Genomic DNA, 15,666 nt, shown 5'->3' with positions numbered 1-15,666 from the left:
TAACTTAGTGCGTATTTAAACTCCTATTACTAAGCTTAAACATATGGCTAACCTCGTACAGTCCGAAACTGCATTAGAGAAGGGGCTCTTAGAGACCCTAGAGAAGATGAACTATCAGAGAGTAGTTATTCCTGATTTAGAGGCGTTGCACACAAATTTTCGTGAGCAACTCTCCAGGCACAACAATGTAGAGCTCTCCGATGCAGAGTTTAATCGCATCATGATCCATCTAGAGGGTGGCAGTACATTTGAGAAAGCCAAGAAGCTACGCGACAAGTACGAGCTTCTGAGAGAGGACGGCACGATCAAGTATATTGAATTTCTGAATAAGCGAGATTGGTGTAAGAATGAGTTCCAAGTAGCGAACCAAATCACCGACCTCGGCAAGACACACAGCCGCTATGATGTGACGATTTTGGTCAATGGCTTGCCCCTCGTACAGATAGAGCTCAAGCGACGAGGTGTAGAGCTCAAAGAGGCTTATAATCAGGTTCAACGCTATCACAAATCTGCTTTTACGGGGCTTTTCTCTTACATTCAGATTTTTGTTATTAGCAATGGCGTGCATACGCGCTATTTTGCGAATAATCCGAATAAGGGCTTCAAGTTTACTTTTCAATGGTCGGACAGGGCTAATGTGCATACCGACCGATTAGATCACTTTGCACATCACTTTCTAGAGCGATGTGTACTAGGTAAGATTCTCGCCAAATACATAGTCCTACATCAGAGTGATGAGGTGCTTATGGTGCTTCGCCCCTATCAATATTATGCCGTAGAGGAGATTCTCTCGCAAGTAGAGAATACCAACCACAATGGATATATCTGGCACACGACTGGTTCGGGCAAGACTCTGACTTCATTTAAGGCGGCAGAGCTTATCGCAGAGCTTGCCGAGGTAGATAAGGTACTCTTCGTAGTAGACCGCCACGACCTGGATGCACAGACCAAGAAAGAGTACAATGCCTTTAGTCCAGACTGCGTTAAGGATATAGAGGATACGCGCACGCTGGTCAAAGAGCTGACAACCTCTACTAATAAGCGCATCATTACTACCATTCAGAAGCTCAACAAAGCAGTCTGTACAGATAGGCACCGCAAGGAGCTGGAGAGTGTCAAGGACAAGAATATCATTCTCATCTTCGACGAATGCCATCGCTCACAGTTTGGCGACATGCACCGCAACATTACGGGCTTTTTCTCTCGTGTGCGTTACTTCGGATTCACGGGCACACCTATTTTCTCTCAGAATGCCAATGACAAGCGCACTACGGCGGATATCTTCGGCAAGCGTCTGCATACCTACATGATTAAAGATGCTATTGCAGACGAGAATGTACTCGGCTTCTTGGTGGAGTATTATGGCTCTTGGACGCGCAAGACTGAGGACGGCTCAGAGATAAGGCGCATAGACACTCGTGAGCTTTTGGAGTCTGATGCCAGAGTAGAAAAGAATGCACAGTTCATCATAGACAATTACAATACTAGCACCTATGGCAAGGACTTCAACGCAATGCTTGCCACAGGAGGCATTCCCCTACTATTGAAGTATTATGACACCTTCAAGCGACTCGGGACGAAGCTCAAGATTGCGACCATCTTCACCTATGTTGCCAATCCCGACACAGAGGACGAGTACACTGGGCAGGATAAAGGTTTTGCGGATAGTGAGACCACGCGCGACAAGCTGGAGCATATCATGCAGGACTATAACGGAATGTTTGGGACGAACTTCGCTATCGATACCTTTGCCGAATACTACGACGATGTAGCCGAGCGAGTGCGCTCTCGGCAGATTGATCTACTTATCGTGTCTGATATGTTCCTCACGGGCTTTGATGCCAAGACTCTCAACACTCTCTATGTTGATAAGAACCTCAAGTATCATGGTCTAATCCAAGCCTTCTCTCGTACCAATCGAATACTGAATGAGAAGAAGAAGTTCGGCAAAATCGTTTGCTTCCGCAATTTGGCGGAAGAAGTCGACGAAGCTATCCTGATGTATAGCGATGAGAATGCCCTGGAGTATGTCAAGATGAAGCCTTACACGGTCTTGCTAGAGGAGTTTGAGGAGCAGGCTAAGGCTTTTACCGATAGATTTGGGCATATTCGCTCTATAAGCGACTTCCGAGACGAAGAGGAGAAGCATCTTTTTGTCATGATGTTTCGCCGTTTGCTCCGCTTGCTTACTCAGATGCAGGCTTACAATGAGCATCAGGAGGAAGAGCTTCCGCTCAGCCCTCAACGAGTAGCAGACTGCAAGAGCGTTTATCTCGATTTAGCCAATTCGATAGTGCCGCACACGCCTACTGATACCCCGACGAGTGTCCTTGGCGATGTAGACTTTGAGCTGGAGCTCCTACGCCGAGACCTGATCAATGTCCATTACATCATCGAGCTCTTGAGGACGCTAAGACCACAGGAGGACAGTTACCCAGAGAAGCGTCGTGCCATCTTGGAGGTTGTAGAGCAAGACCCTGTACTACGCCCCAAGCGAGAGCTTATAGACGAGTTTATTGCTTCCACTATCGACTCCTCTGATGACTTCGACCCCTCGCAGATAGGAGAGGACTTAGATGCGTTTTTTCTGCGCAAGCGTACAGAGGCTGTGCATAGCTTAGCTGAGGAGGAGTCTGTTAGTAGTGAGCTACTCGATACTTTTATAGAGAAGTATGATTATCTAGACATACTGCAAGACGAGTTGATTACTCAAGCTGTTGCAGAGCTAAAAGTAAGATTTATGGAGCGTAGGGAGAAGAAGAATAGGATTCTCTCACGCCTAAAAGATATTATCTCCCTATTCAACCTAAAGTAACACCGATATAAGACAATGAGCGAAGAACAGAAGCGCATACTCAAGGCTCAGCTCTGGGCAATGGCAAATGATATGAGAGGCAGTATGGATGCTGCCCAGTTTATGAATTACTCTCTAGGGCTTATCTTCTACAAATATCTCTCTGAGCGTATCGAACTCTTTTTGGCTGGCGAACTATCAGAAGATAATATCACTTTTGCCGAGGCTTGGAACTCGAACCAAGAGGATCTAAAGGCTGGATTGAAAGAAGAAGCTATTACCCAGATTGGCTACTTCATAGAGCCTCAATTCCTATTCTCCTCTATTGCCGAGCGAGCTGGTCGGGGCGAATTTATCATTGAGGACTTAGGCCGTGCGTTCGACCATATTGAAGACTCTACACTAGGTGCGGAGAGCAAAGATGACTTTCAGAATCTCTTCGATGATGTAGACCTAACCTCGCAGAACCTCGGAAAGACCGTAGACGAGAAGAATAGACTTATCTCTAAGCTTCTCCTTGCTCTTCGAGATATTGATTTCCGCATCGAGGACGCAGAGATTGATGTCCTCGGCGATGCCTACGAGTATATGATTGGCGAGTTTGCCGCAGGAGCAGGGAAGAAAGCAGGCGAATTCTACACGCCCCAAGAGGTGTCGAATATCTTGGCGCAAATAGTAACTGTACATAGCCCACACCTCAAGCATGTTTACGACCCTACTTGTGGTTCTGGCTCACTACTCCTACAGGTAGCCAAGCTCGCTGGTATCGGTGATGTGCGTATCTATGGGCAAGAGAAGAACCCCAAGACCTACAACCTCGCCCGAATGAATATGCTCCTGCATAATGTTCGTTTTAATCGCTTCTCGATTATGCAGGGCGATACGCTAGAGGACGACCTTTTTGGAGAGGAGCAGTTCGATGCCATCGTAGCGAATCCTCCTTTTTCGGCTAAGTGGTCGGCTGATAGCTTGTTTCTCAAGGACGAGCGATTTAATAAGGCTGGCAAACTTGCACCATCGTCCAAGGCTGATTATGCCTTCATTCTACACATGCTCCATCACCTCAATGATGGAGGTACTATGGCGTGCGTAGCTCCGCACGGCGTGCTATTCCGTGGTGCTGCCGAGGGCGTTATTCGTAAGTATCTCATCGAGACACGAAACTGGATTGATGCTGTCATTGGCTTACCTGCAAACCTTTTCTACGGAACAGGTATCCCGACTTGCATTCTTGTCATGCGCAAGTGTCGTCAGGAGAACGATGCTATTTTATTCATTGATGCAAGCCGAGAGTTTGACAAGGTCAAGGCACAGAACAAACTTGCTCCCGAACACATCGCCAAAATAGTTGAAACCTACCGCACCCGAACTGAAATAGAGCGTTATAGCCATGCTGTAACCTTGGACGAAATCCGTGCAAATGACTACAACCTCAATATACCTCGCTATGTTGATACTTTTGAGGAAGAAGAAGAGATTGACATACAAGCCGTCATGTCCGAGATTAAGACCTTAGAGGCTCGCCGTGCAGAGCTCGATAGCCAAATCAATGTATATCTGCGCGAACTCGGACTAATCCAGTAAAGACTATGACGACGAACCAAATAGATGCCCTGAGCCTTGAGCGAGCCTTTGAACTATTCCGTTCGGGAGCAATCGAGCGAATCGAGGTCGGTACCTTTCGGGGACTTTCTCAGATACACCACGCTCTATTCGCTGGGCTATACGACTTCGCAGGCAAACTGCGTACACTCAATATCGCCAAAGGAGGTTTTCGATTTGCTAATTGTATGTACCTCGAGGCTATTCTGCCAGTTATCGAGCAGATGCCCGAGCAAACATTTGAGCAGATTATTGCCAAATATGTCGAGATGAATATCGCACATCCCTTTATGGAGGCGAATGGGCGAGCTACACGCATTTGGCTGGATATGATCCTCAAGCATAGACTTGGACGAGTAGTTGATTGGTCTCAGGTAGATAAGGATCTCTACCTACAAGCTATGGAGCGTAGCCCAATCAATGACTTAGAGCTGAGAGTACTCCTACAGCCAGCACTCACTGATAAGGTAGACGATAGAGAGATGATATTCAAAGGTATTGAGCAGTCCTACTATTACGAGGGCTATAAAAGACAGTAGACTATGGCAACGATTAATAAAATCCCCAAGTGTCCCCCTTTGCGCTTCCCCCAGTTTAGTGACGATTGGCAAATCGTTCCTTTGAAAGGAATGTGTGAATTATATTCTGGGAACACCCCAGATCGCACGAATGAAGCCTATTTTAATGGAGATATAAACTGGTTCTCTAGTGGAGAATTAAAAGATAGGTATCTCCATATGAGTAATGAAAAAATCTCTCAACAAGCAGTTGAAAGTGTTGGATTAAAGATTTTACCTCCTAATACACTTGTAATCGCTATATATGGGCTAGAGGCTAGCGGTGTTAGAGGTAATTGTGCGATAATAGGAACATCAGGAACAATCAGCCAAGCTTGCATGGCATTTATTCCTAAGGTAGGAGTAATGAATGAATATCTATATTCATGGTATCAGAGGTTTGGGAATTACATTGGGCTTAAGTATGCACAAGGCACTAAACAACAAAATTTAAGTTCAGATATAATCGGCAATCTAAGTGTAGCACATCCTACACTCAAAGAGCAATCTAAGATTGTGTGTTTTTTTCGCTTGATTGACGAACACATAGCCAACCTTAGCGAAACAATTAAGGAGCTTAAGACTCAGAAAGCGGGTCTACTGAATCAGCTATTCAGCCAAAAGCTCCGATTTCCCGACTTCAACGACGAATGGACGCAATGTTTTGTATCAGACTTTGGGCAAGTTGTTACAGGATCTACACCACCTACTTCAGATAGTTGCAATTATGATGCCTCTGATTATTTATGGGCATCTCCCTCGGACTTGGGACAAACTAAATACATAAGAAAAACGAAGACGATGCTTTCCTCGAAAGGCTTTTCTTTAACACGCAGTTTACCTTTAGGTAGCGTCCTAGTTTCATGTATCGGTATCATAGGGAAAGTTGGTGTTGCTGTCACAGAAATGTCTACTAATCAACAAATCAATGCAATTATACCAAATCAATCTAAAGTAAATTCAGAATATGTATACTATGCGATTTTGAATAAATCTTTAGCCTATAGTAGGCTGTCAGCTACACAAGTTGTTCCTATTTTAAGTAAAAGAGAGTTTGAAAGAATGCGTAATCAATATCCCTCCCTTGCCGAGCAAAAGAAGATTGCGGACTTTCTGAGTTTGATTGACGAGCGGATAGAGGTAGAAGAGCAACTACTTAAGAAGTATGAAGAGCAAAAGAAGTATCTACTTCGTAAGATGTTCGTCTAGTTCCCTAACCAAATACCTTAATAAACAATAATCCCATCGTTGTGGGACTGCGTTCCCATAATGATGGGAATACAATCCCACAACGATGAGAATACAGTCCCACGCTGATGGGACGGAAAGATTATAAGGATATATAGAAAGAAACCTCTAATAAGAAACTTTGTAAGACTCTTCATAAGAATCAAAAACACCTTCCCTTGGAGTTACTTCAAACTCTGTAAATACCTCGATAACCTGCTCTTGTTGCTCTTTCGTTAGTAGATATTCGCCCGAAGCATAGCGATAGAAATGACTACGACCACAACCTAGTTCGTAACAAATCCTAGCCCGAAAATGCGCAATACTTCGATGTTGTACGAAGCCCATGGCACGTTTGAACCCTCGTGCCATACGCTGTATCTCATTGCTTACATACTGGGCGCAACCTTGTTCGGTGGGCTGTGTGCGAGGGTCTACAAAGCTGTGTGTCTGAAAAGGCTCAGAGTGCGCATAAGCTAGATAACGGAGGCAAGTCGATGCGATTGGGCAATCACTACGAAGACAATAAGAAACGCTTCTGCGCATTAGTTCGGGGCGAAAATCTATAACCATGGTGTTTAAGTGTTTGACTAGACGAACATTTGTCGGAGCAAATACTTCTTTTGCTCTTCGTACTTCTTAAGTAGTTGCTCTTCTACCTCTATTCGCTCGTCAATCAAACTCAGAAAGTCCGCTATCTTCTTCTGCTCCTCTAGAGTGGGTAGAGAAATAGATAATGGCTGAACCTCTGAGATATAATGTCGCTTATGATCCTTCTCCTGTCCTCTAAGATTCATAAATAACAGATAGTTATATATAATCTTGATATTAACACCTTTCTTTGCCGTTAATATCTTAATTGCTGATGATTTTATCTTAAATGGGAAATCAACGAACTTTATATCTAAAGTAAAATCATCGAGGATAATACATTCTCCTTTATCATATATATTTTCTTCGTTTACATAACCAAGCACAAAAGACTTGTTAGCTGTTAAGACGGGAATAAGACTGCTATCATTTGAGTAGTCTGTATTATTGACTATATAGAACGTTGGTTGTTCATAGTCAAGTATCTCGCCGAGTGTTGTCTGCGTCCATTCGTCTGTGAAGTCGGGAAATCGGAGCTTTTGGCTGAATAGCTGATTGAGTAGACCAGCTTTCTGAGTCTTTAGCTCCTTAATTGTTTCGCTACACGACTGAATCCGCTCGTCAATCAAGCTCAGAAAGTCCGCTATCTTCTTTTGCTCGGTGAGGGAGGGAGCACAACTTTCTAATGCTCCAAAAGTGGATTTTGATATAATGGGGACTGCTTGGACTGCGACAGATGTGAGATATTGAGGGAATCTGCTATCAATCGCATAATAAACAAACTCAGGAGAATACTTCTCACACACGACAATTGAGTTTATTTGTTGATTTGTAGCCATTACCGTTTTAGACATAGCCATTTTACCAATTGTCGATCCTATACAAACTACTAAGACTGTGTAGGGCGGAAGCTTTCTCGTAGAATTGAATCCCTTTAACGATAGTGTTGTCTTAGTTGCTTCGATGAACTTGGATTCATTTATATCGGCTGGAGAAGCCCAAAGGAATCCATTCTCTTGATAATTCTCAGGGTCTGATGTTGAAGGAGTCGAGCCTGTAACTATATCTCCATAATCAGAAATACAGCACTGCGTCCAGTCGTCGTTGAAGTCGGGGAAGCGCAAAGGGGGACAATTTGTTTGTTATTCATTAAATCCTAAGGGATTTAGATATATAAGGGTTATTTTGAGGCATTGTTTGTTTCATTAATCCTTAAAATGACATTATGAATCAGAAAGCAAGCACATTCGCCGAAGTGGCTCGTGAGTGGTTGGCGAATAAAGAACAGTTTGTAAAGCGAGGTACATACTCTATCTATGCATTGCAAATCGAGAAACATCTACTGCCCATGTTTCGTGAACATCGAGCCGTGACAGAAGAGCAGATACAGGGATTCATCTTAGAAAAGCTACAACAGGGACTAAGCCTTAAGACAACGAAAGATTTGATTATCCTTCTCAAAATGATACTCCGCCATGCCATCAAGTACTATGGTTGGCAGTATGTAGAAATGGAACTGAAATATCCTACGGCGTGTATTGCTCCTCGTATTGAAGTCTTGCCTCGTGTACATCAACGTAAGATTATGCAATATGTGCGTGAACATTTTACTTTTCGTAATCTGGGCATTCTGATATGTCTCAGCACAGGAATGCGCATCGGGGAGATTTGTGCCCTCAAATGGTCGGATATTGATTTGATAGAAGGGGTGATTCGAGTAAGCCGTTCGCTCCAGCGTATCTATATGCTACGCCCCGATGGTACACGATACACCGAGATCGTAGAGAGTACCCCAAAAACAAGCAACTCAATGCGCGAGATACCTCTGAGCCGAGATCTCAAAGCCATCATTAAGCCCCTAAGCAAAATCGTCAATACCGACTATTATGTCCTAACGAACGAGGGCAAACCCACAGAGCCACGCACCTATAGAATGTATTATAGAGCCTTAATGCAAGAGCTGGATATGCCACAGCTCAAGTTTCACGGGCTAAGGCATAGCTTCGCCACTCGCTGTATAGAGAGCGGCTGCGACTACAAGACGGTGAGTGCTTTGCTTGGTCATGCCAATATCAGCACAACGCTCAACCTATATGTACACCCCAACCTAGACCAGAAGCGCCGTGTCATCGACCAAATGACCAAAAGCCTCGGCTAAGCATCATCAGCTTCATGAGTGTATTTAAGTACTCTGAGAGAGTATACTTATCTTTGTCCAAGATATGTCATTAAGAATATGTTAGGGGCAATTATAGGGGACTTAGCAGCATGGACTTGGGAGCGTGATCAGAGCCTTTTTTATCAAAGGCTTATCGCTCCTAAGGCTAACATTTCGGAGGTTGGACTTGCAGTGCTTGGTCTAACGGAACCGATGCTTCGTGGATCATCCGAGGTTGAATGGGAGAGCCTTTATCTACACATCCGTGAGATAATACAGCGAGATCGCATTACAGATATCAGTCCAGACTTCAACGACTGGACGGAGGCAGGGCATCAAGCCGTTATCCCTAAGGAGGTGAAGAGTGTAATGCATCTTGCAGTATCCATTGTTGGAGGCTGGTGTGATGCTCCTCTAGAAACAACTTTAGCCTACTCAAGAAGGTTTCACGGAGGCAAAGAAGAGTACTATCTCACTCAGATTGCGGAGATCATCTACCGACTACGTCAGGGGGCAACGAAGCAGGAAGCAATGGAGGATATTCATTATATCAAGAACTGGAAACCTCAGGGCAAAGTAAGTTTACTGGGTTATGCCCATCATGCATGGCAATGCTTCCTACAAAGCTGGGACTTTACTTCTGCCCTTCATAATGCTATGCGATGTTCGTATGGAGACAAGCATCTCCTGGGAGCTTTGACAGGAGCTATCGCTGAGGCAATGTATAGTTGTGAGTATGGATTTATCAAGGAGAAGTATGGCAAAGGCAGTGATACTCAGTTTATGCTATCTCTTCCCAAAGAACTTAGTGGACTATATAGAGTGGAGCTTGGGCTAATAGAGTCGAACAAAGAGCTTCTCCGAACTTTCGTCCCCAAGAATAGAGCTTTAACGAATATTGAAGTTTGGCAATGGTTTGATTTACCTAATATCGTAGCTCATAAACCTCTAAGTGAAAGGGAATATCAGCGTATTCGCTTATCTCACGACACTGGATGGGATGCTCGCTATGGCATTTATTGGGACGATGGTTGGTACTATGTCTATCGTAGTGGCTTTCTACTCAATCGCTTTAGAGTAGAAGAGATGCAGGATCATACTTACCGCATCACACGAATACAGTACTGCACACAGCATGAGGAGGACAAGACCTATCATGCTCTCATCGAGACCCTATCTCTTGACAGTCTAAATATGTCGGCTTATTCTCAGTATAAAGACTAGCTTTATAAAAACGATTGCACCTAACAGCATTCTCTAAGATGCTGTTAGGCGACTTCTTATTACTGCTGGAGTTGTTGAGTAAGGGCTTCTTGTTCTTGGGTGAGACGTTGCTGCTGGAGGTGTAGCTCGGCTTGGCATTCGATGGCGAGTTCGTAGTTCGTGACGCGAGAGCGGAGCTTGCGGATGCTGTCGTCTGAGTCTTCGGAGGAGAAAAGGCTATCAAGGCTGGCGATGTTTGGCTGTGTATAGCCGAGCTCCATTCGTAGGATACGATAACGGAGAGCATGACTATCAAGGGCTTGATTGACACCGTAGAGATGTGCTGCCCAACCGATGACGCAGGCAAGGACAGCAACCATCACTCCCCATATGAGCCATTCTGCCCAGCGTTTGACATCGAAAAGGTAGTATTTGGAGAGCTTTATCTCAGGTGTGGTTTGTTTGGTTTGAAGTTCTGTCAAGAGTTTGTCGGTCGCTTCGTCTTGACTTATCCGTACCTCGGCAATGCCTGACTTCATTTCGTGGATGCGCTCTCCAAGTTTAGCAATCACTTGACAAAGTTCCTCTCTAAATTGACGATGAAACTCCAGTTGTTCCTCTAAAATCTTGGCGATTCCTGCGAGATTTTTCCTATTCTCGATTTCACCTTGTGACTCTGTTGGTTGTGGTAAATTGAAGATGCTCGCTTTGAGTTCTCGATTCTGTTGCTTGATTTCCTCCAATACTTCGAGGAGGACATTGATTTGGTCGTTCATAATCTTCTACGTTTTAGTTTCTTATTAGCTTGATTTCTGAGTTTACGTTGGAATACGAGTTCGGCAACATCTACGGCAGGCGCATTGCTGTCGAATAGGTTCTCTCCAAGCTTTTCTATGGCTTCGCTCAATTCTTCGATAAAACCATCCTCTTTTGGTAGCGCAGGCAGAGAAATTGAGCATTAGCTCTCACGCCCTCGGCATAAAGGATTCGGGCTTTACCTTCTTGCTTACCAAGGATATAAGCGAGTACTCCAGAGAAGGATGTCCCTTTGATTATCTTGGCTATCATCTTTTCAAGTTTTTGAGTTGTTCATCGACCAAGAGTTTCAACATTCTTAGTTCAGTCGGTACAGTGGATGCCCCGAACGTATTTAGGCGATGAGCAATCTGGTTGATGTTGTTCGCCATGCCTGAGAGGAGGCGGATTTCCTTCATTTGCTGTACCGTTCTTTTGTTTTATTGATGAGACCATCGGGATTGTTTCGCCCTGAGAGGTGGGCGTTGGGGAGGTTTGGGGTAACCCAAAACACAAACTTGCTTCCATTATCTACGAAGTCCTCTCTTTCGGAGAAGAGGCTTGGTTGAGATGGTCTCTTTGACCACTCGAAGTTCAAGTTTCTCTACCAAAAGTTTAAGTGCCGGATTGTGCTGGATCAACTCGCTCAGCACCGATTCTTTGGTTTTGATCTGAAGGAGATAATCGGCTATATCGTACCCTTCATGTTGGTCTTTGGAAGGAGCATGCCTCTCCAAATAATCGAAGAGTTGAACCTCTGTTCCCATGGATTGCATCATCAACATTTTTTCTTGCCGGTATGCAGTCGCACCGAGATCTGGAAAAAGAATAACGTTCCTGCCCAAGAGAGGAGTGGGCTGCTACTTTTGAAATATCCATGTTTTCCTCCGGTAGCCGGCCAAAGATATTGGGGTAGGTAGTGCGAGGCAATGAGAGCCGTCTTCTCACTCTCGACCAAAGCCACCGGTTTTTGAGTCTCTTGCGACAAAAGATGCTCCCCGAAAAGACATTGACGCAGGTTGTAGTTCGGGCGATTGAGCAGACTATGTACCCACGTAATATGATTGAACGGCTTCTTTATCCTCTTACCTGTTTCGGGATCGTAAAGCATAATCTTACCAGCTCTCACTTGTCCTTGGGTGTCTATTTGCCAAAAGACCGTTGCTCCTGCCCAATGCCCGGAAGTGCCGACATGGTAATGTCGCATAAGTTGTAATGCGTTTTCCGTTCCGAGACGTCCACAGAAAAAGAGATAAAGATTATTGAGTTCGTACCCCTTTAGGGTCTTCTCCATCATTTCTCTATCAATAAAAGAGGACGGAGCCGGAACGACAGGTTTGTGAATAACCTCAGAGGTTGAATGCAGCTCTTCCTTCATTGTTGGGTGTTCTGCGAAATAAGCCTTGGGTATGAAGTGATAGCCACACCTCTACTCATAGTCGCACCGCTCCACATTATCAAGAAACTCTATTTTACCCTCTGTGTCAATATAGCGAGCGAAGCATCGAGGACATTTGAGAAAAGCTAACCAAGCTGAGAGTTTATCCTTCTACAAGTGTCCTCTAAGTAGATATACAGAGATAGAAGTTCTTGGAAAAAAGAGACTCAGTTATTACAATGAACAAATGCGACTACTATGGGGTATTCCCTATAGTAGCCGCATCTTTATTATTGGTATCTGATTTTAAGAATTCTATGCTACGTTTTATCTCTTAATATATTGATAAAGTGTAATGACTTTCCTTCCACTCTCAATTTACTTGTCTTGTTTCCCCGAAAAATCATAAGGAGAGTACACTTGACAGCCGAGGGACAGCCCCAATCGGGTAACATAATTGTCAAAGCATTTGTCATCCTTAACGAGTTTATCCCCCAGAAAATAACGAGCTCTATAATTGAATCCGAACGTTTCTCTACCCGACTTTTCGGTACGAAGAATCCAGAAGTTCAGAGTAAGTAATCCTTGCTTTGTTGTGACAAACTCAGTTCTATAGTATTTATTTTCTATAGAGAATCTTCCAATATCCCTCATAAGAGTTACTAAAGGATGGCTTGGAATTGAGTTACCATCTTGCATTAAATTTCCATGCCAGCTACAATTCCAAAAATGTATGTCAGCCGGGCAGTCTGTCCAAACCTCAAAAATACAGCGATAACCTTGTGGAACTAGCTCATCTTTCTGATTTTTATGGCAGCCACACAAAGGAAAAATCAATAAAAATGCCACAACTATAGACAAGTAGTTAATTTTGATAGCCGACTTAATTAAGTTAATGTAATTATTCATGGAAGTATAAGTTAATCATTTAATTTTGATTGTTAAGATTCCAAACATGTACATTTGAAAATAGAAATGTTTGGGTATCTATAGAAAGTTTGATAAAAATATGGAGACTGTTATTACAAAAATACATTACAGAAAAATACATAAAATGCTTTATTCAAGTCCTCTATGCAAAAATACTCAAAAGAAAGCTTAAACCATCTCTTTTCTTAAAAAAATAATTCATAATTAAAATTTTGCTTGCTTTCATTTCGCTGTACTTTTATTTTGTCCTGTCTATCAATATCGTTCCGTGTTTTATTTGTCCAATATCTTGTCATACATCTAGGCAGGTGTTGGGATGGCAAACAGAGTCCAGCACAAATAAGATACAAGAATGAGCAAAAGAAGAAGTTTCAGTATAAAGCAGTAACGGTATAATCCGGGCTCCGATTATACCGCTACCACTTCAAAATAAGCCAAGTTAAAGAGCTCCCCATATTGCCGGATTGGTAATAATATTTGTGAGAATATATTGAGAGCTAAGCCCGTACCAAAGTTTTTGTTGTTACATCTATGAGAATAGCATTGGGTAGAAATCTTCTGTAAAACTAAATTTAAGAGCGTCAATAAAACCAAAACCAATGATAGTAATCCTAAATCCTCTGGAGATAACAACAATTAAGGATTTTTTATAGTTGCAGAAATAGTAAGGGCTACTTCTTTTGGGGGATATGTGACCCTAATACTATAGATGTGCACTTAGAAACCTCCCTAGAGAATCTAAAGAGGGAGACCCCAAGTCCCAGTGTTGTTCATTATTGTAATTTCTATTCGCTTCTTTTATTTTCTTCTTTTCGGATTTCGACTCTCCTAATAGGACCTCTAAATATCCGTAAATTTTGGTTTTACGAGCCGGAGTTGTTAGTGGAGATAAAGGGCAAGGACGAACTAATGGTGTAGCATAGGTTCGTAACCTATCTTCGTACTCGTTCCAACAGTCAAGTATTGGTTGATTCTCTTTGGGAATAATACGCTCTAATAAAACTTCTAAATCTCCAGCATCTTGATCGTTCGGGAAAAGAAATAAATGATATTGGTTCGACTGAATCCCTATATTTGCTAATTCCTGATTAATTTCTTGTCGTGTATTTTGAACTGAAATATCTGCATCAAAAATTATGAGAGGTTCAACACCGTTATCAATAGCCTGATTAAGTTTATTTTTAACATCGTCTGCTGACCAAAGATTCGTTTTTCCTCCACATTGTATGATATTCTTTTCAGAAACTTCTCCGATAGTTACACCCTTGACAAAAGCAATATACTGTCTGATAAAAGTTGTGTCAGCAATCCCCTCAACAAATATCTTGAAATCCTTCATCCTTATTTTTATGGTTATCTGATTTCGATTCCTTTTTCAATCGCACCTCGTAGTGCTTGAGGTGGATACTTATAAGCTTTGAGTCCTGCCCTCTCGGTCATTTGGATACTGAAAACACTTAAGTCAATAGCATCATTGTCTTCTTCCAATACCATAGCAAGAGTTCTCAAAACTTCTTCATTATGGGTAGTAATAAAGAGTTGGGTATCATTTTCAATAGAAAGTTCAATGAGGCTTTTCCACAGCTGTTTAAGAACAGTATAATGTAGTCCATTATCAATCTCATCAATCAGCACAACCTTATTTTCGGGGTTAATTACAGCAGCACAAATTCCGATAAAATGTTGAAGACCATCTCCAATAAAAGATATTGGGATGAGTTTATCTATGTCTGATAACTGCACAAAAACTCTGTCATTTATAAATTCAATATTAACGACCTCTCCGTTGAATGATTTGATTATATCAACCAACCGATTTTTCTTATTTTTTTGAATAATCTCTTCAATATTTGAAGATAGGTTGGCTCTTATGTTGTTAGAAGGAAGAAAACATGAGCGAATTTTTTCTTGATAACTACTCTTCTTATGTGTTAGTTCTTCTTCTCCTGTATAAAAGCTCTCTTCGTATTCTATTCCTCTATAACTAAAGTTTAATTTTAAACCTTTGATTTTTAGTCCTGATACAGAGTATATTGGAGTTGAGCCATCTCCTTTTTCAAGCCCTAAAATTGGGTTAATTTGAACAGCACGAGAAACTCCATCCAAGATAGATATTGGACGGTCTGTTTTTCCGTTGTAAAATAGCCAACCTAAATCTTCCATAGATGGTACCCCTCCCTCTCTAATGGCATTCACTAAATTTGGCAGTATCGGATTAGACATTCCTGTGAGAAGAAATATGGCTTCAAGAATACTTGTTTTTCCTACATTGTTTTTACCGAGGAATACATTGATTCTCGAGAACTTCTCTATTTTGAATTTTTCAACCCCTCTAAATCCATTTATTTCTATACTGCTGATTGGGTAGTTCATAAAAGTCCGTATTACCGTGTAGTTTATAAAATTACTAATCAAAGATAGTTTAAGTTAT

16 protein-coding genes are annotated in these 15,666 nt (G+C 42.5%); 6 read left to right on the top strand and 10 right to left on the bottom strand.

Annotated elements, in window-relative coordinates:
• Positions 1-43 precede the first annotated feature (43 nt).
• Genes HQ43_RS08175 through HQ43_RS08160 form a run of 4 tightly spaced genes read left to right on the top strand, consistent with a single transcriptional unit; the run spans position 44 to position 6,162 of the window.
• Positions 44-2,815: a type I restriction endonuclease subunit R gene (locus HQ43_RS08175; RefSeq protein WP_036792043.1), complete on the top strand. Its 2,772-nt coding sequence runs from the start codon at positions 44-46 to the stop codon at positions 2,813-2,815.
• Between the two features lie 15 nt (positions 2,816-2,830).
• Positions 2,831-4,378 carry a type I restriction-modification system subunit M gene (locus HQ43_RS08170; protein WP_036792041.1) on the top strand — a complete coding sequence of 516 codons (1,548 nt, stop codon included), beginning with the start codon at positions 2,831-2,833 and terminating at the stop codon, positions 4,376-4,378.
• Positions 4,379-4,383: 5 nt separating this feature from the next.
• Positions 4,384-4,935, top strand: coding sequence for a protein adenylyltransferase Fic (gene fic / locus HQ43_RS08165; protein WP_036792037.1), 552 nt, complete (start codon positions 4,384-4,386; stop codon positions 4,933-4,935).
• Between the two features lie 3 nt (positions 4,936-4,938).
• Positions 4,939-6,162 carry a restriction endonuclease subunit S gene (locus HQ43_RS08160; RefSeq protein ID WP_036792034.1) on the top strand — a complete coding sequence of 408 codons (1,224 nt, stop codon included), beginning with the start codon at positions 4,939-4,941 and terminating at the stop codon, positions 6,160-6,162.
• A 147-nt stretch (positions 6,163-6,309) separates the two neighbouring features.
• On the opposite strand, the gene HQ43_RS10060 is transcribed toward HQ43_RS08160, so the two are convergent.
• A complete protein-coding gene (locus HQ43_RS10060) occupies positions 6,310-6,726 on the bottom strand; it encodes a DUF6078 family protein (protein ID WP_235305970.1) in 417 nt (138 codons plus the stop codon).
• A gap of 44 nt (positions 6,727-6,770) precedes the next feature.
• Positions 6,771-7,895 carry a restriction endonuclease subunit S gene (locus HQ43_RS09725; protein WP_081964575.1) on the bottom strand — a complete coding sequence of 375 codons (1,125 nt, stop codon included), beginning with the start codon at positions 7,893-7,895 and terminating at the stop codon, positions 6,771-6,773.
• A 101-nt stretch (positions 7,896-7,996) separates the two neighbouring features.
• Between HQ43_RS09725 and HQ43_RS08150 the strand changes: the two genes are divergently transcribed.
• On the top strand, positions 7,997-8,929 hold the full coding sequence (locus tag HQ43_RS08150; protein ID WP_036792031.1) for a site-specific integrase: 933 nt from the start codon (positions 7,997-7,999) through the stop codon (positions 8,927-8,929).
• Between the two features lie 78 nt (positions 8,930-9,007).
• Positions 9,008-10,153 (top strand): ADP-ribosylglycohydrolase family protein, encoded by a 1,146-nt coding sequence (locus tag HQ43_RS08145; RefSeq protein WP_036792028.1) that lies wholly within the window; start codon positions 9,008-9,010, stop codon positions 10,151-10,153.
• A 59-nt stretch (positions 10,154-10,212) separates the two neighbouring features.
• On the opposite strand, the gene HQ43_RS08140 is transcribed toward HQ43_RS08145, so the two are convergent.
• The 8 genes from HQ43_RS08140 to HQ43_RS08115 form a co-directional block, all read right to left on the bottom strand.
• Positions 10,213-10,704, bottom strand: coding sequence for a hypothetical protein (locus tag HQ43_RS08140; RefSeq protein ID WP_235305963.1), 492 nt, complete (start codon positions 10,702-10,704; stop codon positions 10,213-10,215).
• Positions 10,705-11,035: 331 nt separating this feature from the next.
• The gene (locus HQ43_RS09970) at positions 11,036-11,200 is read right to left on the bottom strand and encodes a hypothetical protein (protein WP_160217651.1); all 165 of its coding nucleotides are present in this window, start codon (positions 11,198-11,200) and stop codon (positions 11,036-11,038) included.
• On the bottom strand, positions 11,197-11,346 hold the full coding sequence (mobC, locus tag HQ43_RS08135; RefSeq protein ID WP_394358428.1) for a plasmid mobilization relaxosome protein MobC: 150 nt from the start codon (positions 11,344-11,346) through the stop codon (positions 11,197-11,199). The genes HQ43_RS09970 and mobC overlap by 4 nt, the downstream gene beginning before the upstream one ends.
• 108 nt (positions 11,347-11,454) lie before the next feature.
• Entirely contained in the window at positions 11,455-11,706 is a 252-nt protein-coding gene (locus HQ43_RS10055; protein WP_235305962.1) for a hypothetical protein, read from the bottom strand.
• Entirely contained in the window at positions 11,706-12,305 is a 600-nt protein-coding gene (locus HQ43_RS10050; RefSeq protein ID WP_235305961.1) for a DUF6371 domain-containing protein, read from the bottom strand. Before HQ43_RS10050 ends, HQ43_RS10055 begins: the two co-directional genes overlap by 1 nt.
• A gap of 378 nt (positions 12,306-12,683) precedes the next feature.
• On the bottom strand, positions 12,684-13,214 hold the full coding sequence (locus HQ43_RS08125; RefSeq protein ID WP_036792020.1) for a hypothetical protein: 531 nt from the start codon (positions 13,212-13,214) through the stop codon (positions 12,684-12,686).
• Between the two features lie 724 nt (positions 13,215-13,938).
• A complete protein-coding gene (locus HQ43_RS08120) occupies positions 13,939-14,574 on the bottom strand; it encodes a DUF3226 domain-containing protein (protein WP_036792017.1) in 636 nt (211 codons plus the stop codon).
• Positions 14,575-14,588: 14 nt separating this feature from the next.
• Entirely contained in the window at positions 14,589-15,608 is a 1,020-nt protein-coding gene (locus HQ43_RS08115; RefSeq protein WP_036792015.1) for an AAA family ATPase, read from the bottom strand.
• Positions 15,609-15,666: the final 58 nt, after the last annotated feature.

The sequence above is a fragment of the Porphyromonas canoris genome, assembly GCF_000769115.1.
Classification (GTDB): Bacteria; Bacteroidota; Bacteroidia; order Bacteroidales; family Porphyromonadaceae; genus Porphyromonas_A; species Porphyromonas_A canoris.
Note: the sequence above shows the minus strand (reverse complement) of the source record. Positions and strands in the feature narration are given on the sequence as shown.

Bases quoted from the DNA above. Each gene is read 5' to 3' on its own strand.
- HQ43_RS08175 (WP_036792043.1), top strand. From the start codon at position 44: ATGGCTAACCTCGTACAGTCCGAAACTGCATTAGAGAAGGGGCTCTTA.
- HQ43_RS08170 (WP_036792041.1), top strand. From the start codon at position 2,831: ATGAGCGAAGAACAGAAGCGCATACTCAAGGCTCAGCTCTGGGCAATG.
- fic (WP_036792037.1), top strand. From the start codon at position 4,384: ATGACGACGAACCAAATAGATGCCCTGAGCCTTGAGCGAGCCTTTGAA.
- HQ43_RS08160 (WP_036792034.1), top strand. From the start codon at position 4,939: ATGGCAACGATTAATAAAATCCCCAAGTGTCCCCCTTTGCGCTTCCCC.
- HQ43_RS10060 (WP_235305970.1), bottom strand. From the start codon at position 6,726: ATGCGCAGAAGCGTTTCTTATTGTCTTCGTAGTGATTGCCCAATCGCA.
- HQ43_RS08150 (WP_036792031.1), top strand. From the start codon at position 7,997: ATGAATCAGAAAGCAAGCACATTCGCCGAAGTGGCTCGTGAGTGGTTG.
- HQ43_RS08145 (WP_036792028.1), top strand. From the start codon at position 9,008: ATGTTAGGGGCAATTATAGGGGACTTAGCAGCATGGACTTGGGAGCGT.
- HQ43_RS09970 (WP_160217651.1), bottom strand. From the start codon at position 11,200: ATGATAGCCAAGATAATCAAAGGGACATCCTTCTCTGGAGTACTCGCT.
- mobC (WP_394358428.1), bottom strand. From the start codon at position 11,346: ATGAAGGAAATCCGCCTCCTCTCAGGCATGGCGAACAACATCAACCAG.
- HQ43_RS10055 (WP_235305962.1), bottom strand. From the start codon at position 11,706: ATGATGCAATCCATGGGAACAGAGGTTCAACTCTTCGATTATTTGGAG.
- HQ43_RS10050 (WP_235305961.1), bottom strand. From the start codon at position 12,305: ATGAAGGAAGAGCTGCATTCAACCTCTGAGGTTATTCACAAACCTGTC.
- HQ43_RS08125 (WP_036792020.1), bottom strand. From the start codon at position 13,214: ATGAATAATTACATTAACTTAATTAAGTCGGCTATCAAAATTAACTAC.
- HQ43_RS08120 (WP_036792017.1), bottom strand. From the start codon at position 14,574: ATGAAGGATTTCAAGATATTTGTTGAGGGGATTGCTGACACAACTTTT.
- HQ43_RS08115 (WP_036792015.1), bottom strand. From the start codon at position 15,608: ATGAACTACCCAATCAGCAGTATAGAAATAAATGGATTTAGAGGGGTT.